This is a genomic window from Kitasatospora sp. MAP5-34 (genome assembly GCF_029894335.1).
In the GTDB taxonomy this organism is placed as follows: Bacteria; Actinomycetota; Actinomycetes; order Streptomycetales; family Streptomycetaceae; genus Kitasatospora.
The window spans coordinates 216,896-229,470 of the sequence record NZ_JARXZC010000003.1 but is presented as its reverse complement, the minus strand read 5'-3'; the positions used below and the strand labels follow the sequence as shown (position 1 = coordinate 229,470).

Here is a 12,575-nt window from a genome sequence, read left to right as displayed (position 1 = left end):
CGACTACGACCGGTAGGCCCGGTCAGGCGCGCCGACCGGGACGTGCGCCGGCTCACCGATCAGCTTCACGATCCCGTTGACCGCCGCCCGGCCCGCCCGGTTGGCACCGATGGTGCTCGCCGACGGCCCGTAGCCGACCAGATGGACGCGCGGGTCGGCGGCGGCCCGGGTGCCGTCCATCCGGATGCCGCCGCCTGGCCCGCGCAGGCCGAGCGGGGTGAGGTGGCCGATCTCAGGGCGGAAACCCGTCGCCCAGACGATCGCGTCCACCGCCAGCTCCGCCGAGTCCCAGGCCACGCCGTGCTCGGTCAGCCGGTCGAACATCGGCCTCCGCTCCAGTGCCCCCAACTCCTGGGCCCGCCGGAAAGCCACCGACGGCCCGAGTCCGGTCACGCTCACCACGCTGCGCACCGGCAACCCCTGCCGCACCCGTTCCTCGACCATCGCCACCGCCTCCCGCCCGGCCTCCGGGCTGAACGGGCCGTCCCGGAACACCGGCGGGGTCCGCGTCACCCAGACCGTGTCGCCCACCGCCGCGACCTCCGACAGCACCTGGATCGCGGACGCCCCGCCGCCCACCACGACCACCCGCTGCCCGGCGAACTCCTCGGGCCCCCGGTAGTCCGCGTAGTGCAGCTGCCGCCCGCCGAAGTGCCCGGGGTAGTGGGGGAGGAACGGGCGGGTCCACGTCCCGGTCGCGTTGATCAGGGCCCGGGCCGACCAGTCGCCGGCGTCCGTTTCGACCAGCAGCCGCCGGTCCGGCAGCGAGCGCACCGCCCGTACGTGGACGGGCCGGACCACCGGCAGCGCGTGCTTGGCCTCGTACGCCGCGAAGTACCCCGGGACCACCTCGCGGGCCGGGGCCAGCGGGTCGGGGGCGGGCAGTTCGAAGTCGGGGAGGTCGTGGAAACCGTGCACGGTGGCCATCCGCAGCGACGGCGAGCGGTGGGCCCAGGCGCCGCCGGCCGTGTTCTCCGCGTCCAGTACGACGAAGCTGTCGAACGGGGCGAAGCCGCGCCTGCGCAGGTGGTAGGCGGCCGACAGGCCGGCCTGCCCGGCGCCCACCACCACGACCTCCACTTCTGTTGCACGGTAAACAGTCACGCCCATGGAACATCCGACATCGACAGCGTGTTCCCAGGCTCAGCCCAGCGGAGCGATCACCGCCGCCGTGCCGTAGGCGCAGATCTCCGTCCCCAAATCGGCAGCCTCCGTGACGTCAAATCGCATTGTCAGCACGGCATTGCCACCCCGTGCCTTGGTCTGCTCGATCAGCCGTGCCATCGCCTGGTTCCGGCTCTCCACCAGCGTCTTCGTCAGACCACGCAGCTCGCCGCCCAGCATCGACTTGAACGAGGCGCCGATCTGGGTACCGATGTGACGGCTGCGTACCGTCAGGCCGAAGACCTCCCCGATCACCCGCTCCACCCGGTAGCCGGGTGCATCGTTGGTGGTGACCACCAGCACATCCGCGTTCGGGCTCTGCCCGCCGCCGTACTCGTCCAGGTTGCTCATCGGACTATCGTGCGCCCCCCGGTGCGCCACCGACGCGCGGCCACGCCGGGGTGAGCGCAAGAAGCTGTCACACTCCAGTGAACCCAGGGCGGGAAAAGCCGTACCGTAGCCCCATGGGCGAGCGAAGCGATCATCCACAGGGGCCGGGCGCGACGGAGGATTCCGGCGCGCAGGAGATCGAGGCGACGGTGGTGCTCGGTATCCGGATCACCGACTGGCCGGCCTTGAGAGCCGCCGCGCAGGCGGCCGTCGCGGAGCTCGACTTCGTCGGGATCGACGCGGCGGGCCAGCGCGAGGCGTTGCTGCGCGAGGTCACCGAGGACCCGAACGCGGCGCTCGGCGCCCTGCTCCACCCGGACCGCCTGGTCGCCGCGATCCCCGGTATCGAGGCGCTCGGCGGCACCCTGGAGATCAGCCTCACCGACGATTTCGCCCCCGACTTCGCCGAACTCTTCCCCCTCGACACCGAGGTGGAGGACGGCGGCGCGGTCGGCGACTGGCTGCTCACGCCGCGCACGGCCTGTCTCCTGCACACCCAGTTGATCACCCTCGCCGACGCGGCCTACGACGACCTCGAGGAGCACGAGGGCGACCCGATCACCGACGACGACGAACAGGAGTGGGCCGTCCTCGCCCGCTTCCCGCGCCGGACGTGGGGGATGCACCGCAGCTGGCGCCGCTCCGTCGCCCGGACCTTCGACGACCTCGCCGACGACCTGGCGCTCGGCGAATGGCCGCTGCCCCGCTGCCCGGCCGAGGAGCTGGCCCTGCGGCTGGCCCTCGCCGACGCCCGAGAGCTGCTCGGCTCCCAGCCGCAGGCGGTCGCCGACATGATGGGCGACCTCCCCGTCGACCTGTACGACTACGACTGGGACGGCTGCGTCGACGAGCTCTTCGGCGTCTACGGCCCCGAGGACGAGGACCCGGACGCCGACTCCGCCGACCGGATCGACCAGCTGCTCGCCGCCACCCACCCCGAGGGTTGGTTCCTCCCCTACGAGGACGCCGAGGAGCGCGACGTGAGCCGGGGCTACCGCCGCTGAGCCGCCGCTGACGAGTCGGTGCCGCCCGCCGCCGACCAGGCGGCGTGGCGGCCCTGGCATGCTGGTGCGGTGACCTCACCGTTCGATGCCCCGAGCACCGCGCCCGAAGGCGACGCCGCCGACGAACGCGCGGCCGCAGCCGCCGCCGCCGCGAATGCCCGCGACGCCAACCCGCAGTACGTGCTGCCATTGGTGCTGCACCTGGAGAAGGCCGACTCCCCGGCCCGTACGGACGCGCTGGAAACCTCGGCGCGCGCGGTGCTCACCCTGCTCGCCGACCCCCGGGTCACCGGGGAGGAGGGGGAGTGGGCGGAGCTGGTCTCGGCCTGGGAGGACGCCCGGATCCGGAAGGTGGTTCGGCGGGCCAGGGGCGGCGAGTGGCGCAAGGCGGGCGAGCTGCCCGGCATCACGGTGACCGGGGAGCGCGCCGAGGTGCGGGTCTACCCGCCCGTCCCGCTGGACGGCTGGCCCAAGGAGCTGGCCAAGCTCCAGGTCTCCGGCACCGATCTGGACGACCCCGAGCCGCCCGCCGACCCGGCCCCCGGTGTCCCCGTGCTCTGGGTCAACCCCGAGCTGGAGATGAGCGCGGGCAAGACCATGGCCCAGACCGGCCATGCCGCTCAGCTCGCCTGGTGGCGGCTGGACGACACCCGGCGCAAGGAGTGGTCGGAGGCCGGCTTCCCGCTCGCCGTCCGCACCGCGACCCCGGCCGCCTGGGCCGCCCTGACGGCCGCCGACCTCCCGGTCGTCCGCGACGCGGGCTTCACGGAGATCGCGCCCGGGCCAACTGTTGCATTTGAAGGAGGCGAGCGCTACTGCCCCACCCCGCGCCTACGACGCCCGTAGACACACCATGCTGACTCCGACCTGGCAGCCTGGGTGTACTGGCCTCTGGGGAGGATCAGCCCGACGACATCACCGTGCACCTGGGCGCCGGCTATGACTCCGACAAGACCCGCGGTTTGCTGGACGAGCGCGGCCTGCGCAACCGCATCGCGCACCAGGGCGAGAAGGCTTCCGTTCAGGCGCCCGTCGAACGGACCCGCGCCTGGCGGAACGCCTTCCATCGCCTCGGCCCTGCTACGAGCGCCAAGTCACCGTCATCCACGCCTTCTTCGGCCTCGCCGATACCGTCATTGCGGTGCGCGGCCTGGTCCGTCGCGCGTGGACGACCGTCCGATGCTCACTGTCACGAGCCCCATGCCAACTCGAAGCAGCCCATCCCGAACAGCAGCACCAGCGCGAGCAGGAGCAAGGCCGTCGCGGCCCTGATCACCGGGTGCTTCTCTCGAAGGGGGCCCAAGTCCTTCCGCCGTTTCTTGGCCATGAGGGCAGCCCAGTCGGGCTGTTCCTGCCCGAGGTTGTCGAGGTCGGCGAGCTCGCGGATCTGGTGGACCTGAATGTCCTCTCTCAATCCGCAGAGCTCGCAGTGCCCGCCGGCAGCCTGCCGGCCAACTCGCGTCTTCGGTGGGCTGGTTGGGTGGGATCGCGGTCCGTGAGGACACGCGGCGGCTGACCCGCCTGCTACCGCTGGTCCGACCACCCTCAACTCGGCCGTCTGCTGAGCCGATCCGCCGCCCAGGGCACCTCTTCCGGCCCGAGGCGGCCCACTCTCATGCGTCACCTCCGCACCAGAAGCTTCTTGGATCGTCACCTCACATGTGACATAGTACTGATGTTTTCACTGCCTCTCGCGGCCAACGTTTCATGTGCGGGCGGGTGTTGTCAGGAGTCCCTGGGGGACTCTGTCAGTCGAAGACTTGGGGGATTTCAGTGGCTGGCGCACTACTGCCTCTCCAGCCGTCCGAGAGCGCGGTGCCTTCGCGCTACAAAGCGAAGATTGCTGGTGTGGAACCGCCCAGCCGGCGGGCGGAGTTCGAGCAGGAGGCGGCCTGCTTTCTCGGGGTCAGCCTGGAGAACCAGCAGTTCAGCACGGCCAAGGTTTCCGCGATGGCGGAGTGGGTGTCGCGGCGGTTCGCGCGGTGCACGGTGCTGGTCGGTGACAGCATCCACCGGATCACGTTGGCGGCGACCCGGTCGATGCCGGAGCCCGCCGCCACCGCCGAGGCGCTGCGACTCGGCGCCGAGTTCATCGAGCGAAACCGACAGGTCTTCGAGGAGTTTGGGTCGAGCGTCCAGTTCGAGTTTCTGACCTGCGGCGAGGTCCAGGCATGGGGTGACTATCACCGCTACCACGCTGAGCTGGTCGAACTCTTCGACAGTGACCAGGCGTTCCGTGACTCGGTCCGGGAGTTCGGCGAGGCCTATCACGCGCGACGCGACGAGGGGCTGACCAACGTGGAGCAGGAGCGCCGAATAGGCCTGTCCTGTGCCTACTTCTTGGAGGAGTTCGCGGTGTTCGCCTGCCTCAAGCGGCGGGGCATCGGCGTCATGGTCTACCCCGGGTCGTTCAGCACCCTGGCTGAATTGGCCGGCGGAAGTCATCCTGAAGCTCCTGCCGAACTTCGTGAACTAACCGTTGTGTCACTCCAGTTGAAGGGACGATAGGAATGGCGAGCGGAACCCCGCAGGCGACCCCGAAGATTCGCGCCGGCCGTATCTACCAGGATGTGTACGAGAAGCGAAGCGGCGACGACTGGACCTCGGATCCGCAGGTCCCGGCCCAGGCAGATCTGGAGGTCGGTTGGACAGAGGGTGATGAACTGACTTTTGCGGGACCGAAAGCCCGCGCCCGGGCGCTGGCCGACGGAGTGTTCCTTCTCCGGATCCCCAGCGGCCTGGACGTCTCGGTCGGCGACGAGTTCAGCCAGGATTTCTATCGTGGCCGCGGCGCTCGGCCGTACGGCTCCTTCCGTGAGCTCGGCCCGGAGCAGTTCGGCGACGCACTTCTCGGCTACCATCAACGGGTCAACCAGATCGAGCAGTTCCTGCTCGAACGCCGCTTCTGGGCCGGCACCTTCCCGGCGGAGATCACGCGGCTCGGCGAGGCGCTGACCGAACTGTCGCAGCAGGTGCTGCGCTCGGTCCTGGCCGAGGTCGGCATTCCGCGCACCCTGTGGCCGCTCGCCACCGGCCGTTGCTCGGACGGAAACGGCTCCTACCACCTGACCTTCAACCACTATCGGCCCGCGATGGCGGAGATCGGCCTGAACTCCCACAAGGACGACGGGTTTCTGACGATCCTGCGCACCACCAGCTCGGGGTTGCAGGTCAACCGCCAGGATCAGTGGGAAGCCGTACCTGTCGAGCCGGACTGTTTTGTCGTCAACTTCGGCCTCTCGATGGAGATCCTCACCGGGACGAGCGCCTGCCCGGTCTCCGCGATCATGCACAGGGTGGCCCATCAGCACGGCGATCGTTCGAGCTTCGGCCACTTCAGCTCCAGTCGATGCGAACCGGGCGAGGATGACGGCATCTACCGCTACCGGACCGGCTCGGATCTCGAACGGCTCTGCTCCTCACGCGAGTTGATCGAGTCCAACGATCTGGAGATCTACCAGGGCACCGAGCGTCCCGCGGAGGAGAGCCGGTGACCGCTCCCATGAACCTGCAGCGCGCGGCGGTCGAGGGTGACGACCTGCTCTTCGAGACCCCCGGTGGGCTGCGGCAGGCGCTGCACGACGGATGCCTCCGGCTCGCCATTCCGGCCGACCTGGACCTGGCGCCCGGCATCCGGCTGTGCAAGCGGTTCTACCGTCCGGCCGAGCCGGTCGGTGCGCCTGAGTCCGGCTATACCGGGTTCCGCGGGCGGGAGGGCATCTACTTCGACCGGGAGCACTTCCAGACTGAGCACCTGCTGGTGGACGAGTCGGATCGGCGGCGGAGCCTCCCCGTCGAGGTGGTGCGGATGTGCGAACGGATGGACGACCTCGCACTCCTCGTGCTGCGGGCCGCGCTCGCCGAACTGGCCGTGCCCGAGCACCTCTGGGAGCAGATCACCGGTGGCGCGGTCGCGGGAGGCGGCACGCGCTGGTTCGCGGCGAGCCACTATCGGCCCGAGCGCCGGCAGTTGGGCTGCGCCCCGCACCAGGACACCGGTTTCGTCACCCTGCTCTACATCGAGCAGGACGGACTGGAGTCCCACATCGACGGTGAGTGGACGCCGATCGACCCGGCCCCCGGCTACTTCGTGATCAACTTTGGCGGCGCCTTCGAGGTGCTCACCGAGCCACTCGCGCCACGAGTGCGGGCCATCCTGCACCGGGTTCGCCAGTGCGAGCCGAACCCTGAGCAGGGGGATCGCTTCTCCTTCGCCGCCTTTCTCAACCCGCCGGCCACCGGCCACCTCTACCAGGTGCGCCCCGACAACACGGTCGATCAGCTGCGGACGGTGGAGGAGTTCCTGCGCGACTTCAACCGGGCCACCTGGGACGACGGCTATCAGGACTTCGGCATCGTCGGCAGCGCCGCCGAGGCGGGCTCCTGATGTCGGCTACCGAAACGGGGCAGCTGCTGCTGGCACACCACCCCGGGCCGGACGAGCTGGTTGGGCATCAGGAAGCGTTTCACGAAGCCACTGTGGTTCGTGGGGAGCAGGCGAGCGACTACTTCCGTCGTTCCGGCATCGGCGCGCTCGCCGAAGCCAACGGGGGCATCTGCACCTTCCGTTTCGGCGCCGAGGTCGCCGTCTATCAGCTGACCAACGACCCGATGGTGAACGAGGCTGTGCTGGCCCCTTCGACGGCGGCCAACAGCGAACTGTTCGGGGACTTCATGGGGTCGCTGGACAATGCGCATCCGGACCGGCCGGCCAAGCGTGCGGCAGTGGAACGTTCACTGGGCAACGGCAGGTTCGTGGACGACCTGGAGCCGGAGATCCGTCGGCATGCGGCCGCTTTCCTCGGCTCGGCAACCGAACGGACCTGGCCCCTCGACGAGTTCGCGTTGCAGCTGGTCGCCTACGTGGACAGCCAACTGCCCGGCGTGCTGGACCTGCGACAGCGGCCGCTCACGGAATACCTGGCGATGCCCGAGTACGCCGAGGTGGTCCGCAGCTTCTTCGACATCGCTTCAGAGGTGATCAGCAAGAAGAATGACGTCGCACTGCGTGAGCTGGAGGCAATCGAGCGTTTCGTCCGGGACCTGCTCCTCGACAACCTGGAGTGCTTGGCGACTGCGTCCGACGCCAATATGATCGTGCGTCATCTCGCCCTGTGGGAAACGCCGTTGACCAGGGCGGGAATATCGGCCCTGAACGGCGCGCAGCTGAAGGAACTCGCAACGCTCATCGTTGCCACCTTCGACACCACCGCGCTGAGCCTGCTCTGGCTGCTCTGCTTCCTGGAGACCGCACCGGCCCACCGGGATGCGGCTCTCGCCGGTGGGACCGGCGAGCCGGGCGGCCGCCTCTCGACGCTTGACCTGGCAGTACTGGAGGCCGTCCGGCTGGCGGGCAGCAACCCGACCGCGCTGTGGCGCCGCACCACCGTGCCCTTCCTGCTCCAGCACCAGGGCAGGCAAGCCGAGTTGCCGGCTGGAACGATGATCTGGCTCGACCGAAGAGGGGCCAACCAGGACCCGACGGCCTTCCCGAACCCCGAGTGCTTCGACCCTGCGAACATCCGGGCGATCATGCGATCGGAGCGCGAGACCGTCTCCTCGATGCTGTCCCGCAACCGCTACGAGATCAATTCGTTCAGCATGATCAACTCCGAACGCAATCCGAGGAAGTGCCCCGGCCGCCTGTTCTCGGTCCGGATCCAGTCCATTGTGGCCGATGAACTGTACAGGCACTACAGGGTCACCGTCGAGGGTGTCGACACGCGGTTGCGCGCGTACTCGTCCATGCCCCGTCCAGTCGCACCGGGAACGATCCGCATCTCACCACACCACCTCCCTCAAAAGGGCAATGAATGAGCGAGCACGTCACGTCCGCCACCACGCGGACCGAAGTCCGTCTGCCCCCTATGCCGGGCGAGCGCGAAGCGGCATCCGCGTACCGGCGCGCCGATCTCCAGCGCGCCGAACTCATCGGGGAGCGCCTCGTCTTCGAGCTGGCCGGTGGCTTCGAGCGGGCCTTGAGCCAGGGCTTCTTCCGGGTGCGGATGCCTGCGGGGACCGACACCACCCCAGGGGACCGGTTTTCCCAGCACTTCTTCGAGCAGCCTGTGGGCGACGGGCTCGACCGCTATCGGGGCTATCGCGAGGTGCCGGTGCCCGGCGACTACCAGGGCTACTTCGACCGGGAGCACGACCAGTGGGAGAACTTCTACATCGAGCGTGCCAACTGGAACCTGTTGCCCAGTCAGGTAGCCGCGCTCGGTGAGGGTATGGTGGACATCGGCATCGGGGTCCTGCGCGGGGTCCTGACCGAACTGGCCGTACCGGTCCGGGACTGGGCGGAGATCACCGGCGGCCTCACCGAGCGGGCCGGCCACCAGATGCTCGCGTTCAACCACTTCCGTGCCGAGAAGAAGGTCCGCGGTTCGAAGTTCCACCGCGACTCCGGCTGGGTGACCGTCCTGCGCTCCACCGAGCCGGGCCTGCTGGCACTCATCGACGGCGAACTGTGCGCCGTCCACCCCGAACCGGGCTACTTCGTGGTCAACTTCGGCAGCTCGATCGAGGTGCTGACCGAGCAGCTGGCCACACCGGTCAGGGCCAGCGTCCACGGCGTGGTCCGCACCGAACGGGAACCAGGACAGGGCGACCGCTGGTCCTACGTCACCTTCCTCGACTCCGACCTCTCGGCAACCATCTACCGCTACCAGGACGGCATGCCCCACGCCGTCCAGTCGGTAGCCGACTTCGCCGTCCAAGAGGTGAGCCGCACCTATGACGGCAACAACGGCGAACTCTAGGTCGACAACCGGCCGACCGAGCGCACTCGTACTGCCCAACCACCTGGAGGGGAACGCATGACCGACACCACCGCAGCACCGGCCACCGCGAGCCGGTTGCGCCTGCCCAGGGCTGAAGTCGTCGACGGCCGACTGGCGTTCGAGAACCAGGAGCAGGCGAACCAGGCACTGGCACTGGGCGCCTTCCTGATCGCCATCCCCGAGGCCCTGGACATGCAGCCCGGATTGGACCTGTGCCGCAGCTTCTACCAGCCGCGCACCGACCCGGCGGACCGCTACCGGGGCCATCTGACCGAGGGGCACGCGGACTCCAAGCTCGGCTACTCGGACCGCCCCGACCAGGTGGAGCAGCTCCAGCTGGAGAGCGCGCACTGGGACACCTACCTGCCCGCCGAGGCGGTGGCTCTGCTGCGCAAGATGGAGAGCCTGACCCTCGCCACCCTGCACGGAGTGCTGGAGCTGGCCGGCGCGCCCGAGGCGGACTGGGACACCATCACCGGCGGCGCGAGCCTGGGCAACGGCTGGTGCCACTCGACGATCAACCACTACCGATCCAACCTGCGCGGCCGGATCGGCATCGTGGAGCACACCGACAGCGGGTTCATCACCGTCCTTTACGCCGACCAGCCGGGCCTGGAGCTGCGCCATGAGGGCGAGTGGATCCCGATCGATGTCGATCGGTCCAACTTCATCGTGAATCTCGGCGACTGCCTGGAGGTTCTCACCAAGCACTGCGCGCAGCCGATCACCGCCGTGGTGCACCAGGTGCCCGAAAGCCAGGAGCGGGAGGTCGACAGGTCCTCCTTCACCGTCTTCATGGGCCCCCGCTACGACATGGGCATCTACCAGTACTCCCCGGAGGGCGAGCTGCTGGTCAGTCAGGGTTTCCGCGACTTCTCCGTCGAGAAGGCCAAGAAGCTCGGCTACGAGTTCCACCCCCGGCTCTAACCCCTGTCAGGACCGCCAGTTCAGCTCCCGACCCGCGACGGAGGAGACCGATGACCAGCAGACCTCGACACGACTGGGAACACGCCCGACTCTCCGGTGGTGGACTGGAGTTCGACCGGCCGGACGGGCTGCGTCGGGCCCTGAGGGACGGCTTCTTCTTCGTTGACCAGCCGGCCGGGACGAAGCTGGCCGCCGGAGACCGCTTCGCCGAGCGGTTCTATCTCCCGGCCGTGGTCGACCACGCCGATCCCTACTGCGGCCACCGAGAACTGACTGAGCGACAGATCGCCCCCAGGCAGGGATACTTCAGCCGGGACGAGGATCAGACCGAGCAGTTCTTCCTGGAGAGCCGCCACTGGGACGCGGTCTTCCCGGCGGCGCTGGTCCGGCAGGCCGAGGCCATGCGCGACTTCTCCCTGAGCGTGCTGCGGGCGGTGCTGTGCCACCTCGACCTGCCGGAGCGGCTCTGGGACGAGGCCACCGGCCACAGTCTCTCCCAGCAGGGCACCTACCACTTGACCTTCAACCACTTCCGGCCCGAAGTCCGTGCACGCGGACTCAACATCCACAAGGACTCCGGCTGGGTGACCGTGCTGCGCTCGGTCGAGCCGGGTCTGGAGGTGGACCGGGCCGGTCGGTGGTGCCCGATCGATCCCCTCCCGGGCACCTTCATCGTCAACTTCGGCTGCGCCATGGAGATCCTGACCCGGGAGACCGCGACGCCGGTGGCCGCCGTCGCCCATCGGGTGGCTGAGCAGCCGCGGGGCCGCGCAGACCGGCCGGATCGCTGGTCCTACGCCCTCTTCGTCGACAGCAGCCTCGATCGGGAGGTGAGCCCGGGTCTGTTCGGCTACAGCGCCGAGCGAGGCCTGCGCCTGGTCGCCGACTTCGACCAGTTCCTCACCGAGATCGTCCGAAACACCTATCAGCGGGACACCAGCGGGCTCTATGAGAGCCGCTGAGCCGACGAGCACGGCTTGCGAGGAGCACGGTATGGGCAACACCAGCGGAACGACCCGGGGCACCCCGAGCCTGCAGCAGCTCGCCCGGCTGCGGGACGAACGGGCACACGGCCGATTCGCCTCGATCTCCAATCTGTTCACCGTCCCGGAGGCCGTCGGCGACGAGCTGTTCCGGGAGCGGCTGACCCGGGTCGTTCGGCGCGAGGAGGCGCTGCGGATCGTCGACGGCTCACTGGAGGACGGCGGCTGGATCGACTACGCCGCTGATGTGGCCGTGCCGCTGGACTTCCGGTTCTGCGACAGCGAGGAGGAGATGTCGACGCTGGCCCGGGAACTTGCGGGCCGGACCTTCGAGCGGGTCGGCAGCGCGCTGTGGGCGGTCACCGTCATCGGCTACCGTGCCCGCAACGGCCGGCCGGCCCGGGCCGCCTGCACGGTCTTCGACCACTTCGTCACCGACGGCCACAGCATGCACCTGCTTCAGAAGGAGCTCAGTCAAGCTCCCACGGCTCGCCCGCGACACGCGGACAGCCGGTACCGGGACTGGGTCGACTGGCAGCGGACGCGGTTCCCCGTTCCGGATACCCGGCCCAGCAGCCACGACCGGGACTTCTGGCACCTGCACCTGGCCGGCACCGGCGCCGACCGCCCCACCCGACTGCCGTTCGCCACCCTCCCCGAACCGGGGGCGCCGGGTGAGATCACCTCGATGAACCTCGCGCTGCCGGTCACGGCGGCCGGGCTGAGGGCCCGTGCCCAGATGCTCGGCATCAGCCCGTTCCTGGTGGTGCTGGCCAGTTTCGCCGCGACGGTGTCCGGGCTTTCCGGGGCCACCGACCTCACCTTCCGGGTGATCGTCGGCGGCCGACCGACAGACCACCTCAACCGGCTCGGCTGGTTCGCCGACTCGGTACCGCTGCGGCTCGCCCATCCCGAACTCGCCGATCCGCTGCGTTCGGTGGCCGAGGTGAACGCGCGCTGGAGCGAGGTCCTGGCCCACCAGACCACCCCGCTCGACTACATCCGCGCCGCCTGCCCACCCAGCCCGGAGCACGAGATCGACCCCGCCCGTCGCCGGATGCAGCTGGTGCTGAACTTCGTGCCGCAGGACCTCGGCGGAATGTACTCCGAGGAGGTCCCGGAGCTGACGGTACCGGGCGACATCGACGGCTTGCACCTCACCCTGCTCCCCGGCCCCGACCAGCGGCTGCGGCTGGGAGCCATGTTCAACCCCGGCGCCTTCCCGAAGCAGGCCACCCACGACTTTCTCCAACACGCCATCGACGACCTCGCCGAGCTGGTCAAGCACCCCCGGTGAGCAACCCAGCTGCCCCGCAGCAGAGAGA

General features: G+C 69.2%; 13 protein-coding genes and 1 pseudogene. 11 read left to right on the top strand and 3 right to left on the bottom strand.

Features of this window, described 5'->3' with window-relative positions:
• Positions 1-3: 3 nt before the first annotated feature.
• On the bottom strand, positions 4-1,104 hold the full coding sequence (locus P3T29_RS04660) for an FAD-dependent oxidoreductase (protein WP_280714968.1): 1,101 nt from the start codon (positions 1,102-1,104) through the stop codon (positions 4-6).
• Positions 1,105-1,143: 39 nt separating this feature from the next.
• Positions 1,144-1,515, bottom strand: coding sequence for a YbjQ family protein (locus tag P3T29_RS04655; protein ID WP_280714967.1), 372 nt, complete (start codon positions 1,513-1,515; stop codon positions 1,144-1,146).
• Between the two features lie 113 nt (positions 1,516-1,628).
• On the opposite strand from P3T29_RS04655, the gene P3T29_RS04650 reads away from it, so the two are divergent.
• From P3T29_RS04650 to P3T29_RS04640, 3 genes and pseudogenes are all read left to right on the top strand, one after another.
• Positions 1,629-2,558, top strand: a complete 930-nt coding sequence (locus tag P3T29_RS04650; protein WP_280714966.1) for a hypothetical protein — start codon at positions 1,629-1,631, stop codon at positions 2,556-2,558.
• 69 nt (positions 2,559-2,627) lie between these two features.
• Positions 2,628-3,404 carry a peptidyl-tRNA hydrolase gene (locus tag P3T29_RS04645; protein WP_280714965.1) on the top strand — a complete coding sequence of 259 codons (777 nt, stop codon included), beginning with the start codon at positions 2,628-2,630 and terminating at the stop codon, positions 3,402-3,404.
• A gap of 59 nt (positions 3,405-3,463) precedes the next feature.
• Positions 3,464-3,738: pseudogene (locus tag P3T29_RS04640) on the top strand (IS5/IS1182 family transposase); the annotation flags it as partial.
• A gap of 9 nt (positions 3,739-3,747) precedes the next feature.
• Here P3T29_RS04640 and P3T29_RS04635 read toward each other — a convergent pair.
• Positions 3,748-3,972: a hypothetical protein gene (locus tag P3T29_RS04635; protein WP_280715091.1), complete on the bottom strand. Its 225-nt coding sequence runs from the start codon at positions 3,970-3,972 to the stop codon at positions 3,748-3,750.
• Positions 3,973-4,373: 401 nt separating this feature from the next.
• On the opposite strand from P3T29_RS04635, the gene P3T29_RS04630 reads away from it, so the two are divergent.
• From P3T29_RS04630 to P3T29_RS04595, 8 genes are read left to right on the top strand one after another with little or no spacing between them, the layout of a single operon-like run.
• Positions 4,374-5,066 (top strand): tRNA-dependent cyclodipeptide synthase, encoded by a 693-nt coding sequence (locus P3T29_RS04630; protein WP_280714964.1) that lies wholly within the window; start codon positions 4,374-4,376, stop codon positions 5,064-5,066.
• A gap of 2 nt (positions 5,067-5,068) precedes the next feature.
• A complete protein-coding gene (locus P3T29_RS04625; RefSeq protein WP_280714963.1) occupies positions 5,069-6,052 on the top strand; it encodes a 2OG-Fe(II) oxygenase family protein in 984 nt (327 codons plus the stop codon).
• Positions 6,049-6,945, top strand: coding sequence for a 2OG-Fe(II) oxygenase family protein (locus tag P3T29_RS04620; protein WP_280714962.1), 897 nt, complete (start codon positions 6,049-6,051; stop codon positions 6,943-6,945). Before P3T29_RS04625 ends, P3T29_RS04620 begins: the two co-directional genes overlap by 4 nt.
• Positions 6,945-8,375 (top strand): cytochrome P450, encoded by a 1,431-nt coding sequence (locus tag P3T29_RS04615; protein WP_280714961.1) that lies wholly within the window; start codon positions 6,945-6,947, stop codon positions 8,373-8,375. Before P3T29_RS04620 ends, P3T29_RS04615 begins: the two co-directional genes overlap by 1 nt.
• Positions 8,372-9,319 (top strand): 2OG-Fe(II) oxygenase family protein, encoded by a 948-nt coding sequence (locus P3T29_RS04610; RefSeq protein ID WP_280714960.1) that lies wholly within the window; start codon positions 8,372-8,374, stop codon positions 9,317-9,319. The genes P3T29_RS04615 and P3T29_RS04610 overlap by 4 nt, the downstream gene beginning before the upstream one ends.
• Positions 9,320-9,376: 57 nt before the next feature.
• The gene (locus P3T29_RS04605; protein WP_280714959.1) at positions 9,377-10,267 is read left to right on the top strand and encodes a 2OG-Fe(II) oxygenase family protein; all 891 of its coding nucleotides are present in this window, start codon (positions 9,377-9,379) and stop codon (positions 10,265-10,267) included.
• A gap of 50 nt (positions 10,268-10,317) precedes the next feature.
• The gene (locus P3T29_RS04600) at positions 10,318-11,229 is read left to right on the top strand and encodes a 2OG-Fe(II) oxygenase family protein (protein ID WP_280714958.1); all 912 of its coding nucleotides are present in this window, start codon (positions 10,318-10,320) and stop codon (positions 11,227-11,229) included.
• 31 nt (positions 11,230-11,260) lie between these two features.
• A complete protein-coding gene (locus P3T29_RS04595) occupies positions 11,261-12,547 on the top strand; it encodes a condensation domain-containing protein (protein ID WP_280714957.1) in 1,287 nt (428 codons plus the stop codon).
• Positions 12,548-12,575 lie beyond the last annotated feature (28 nt).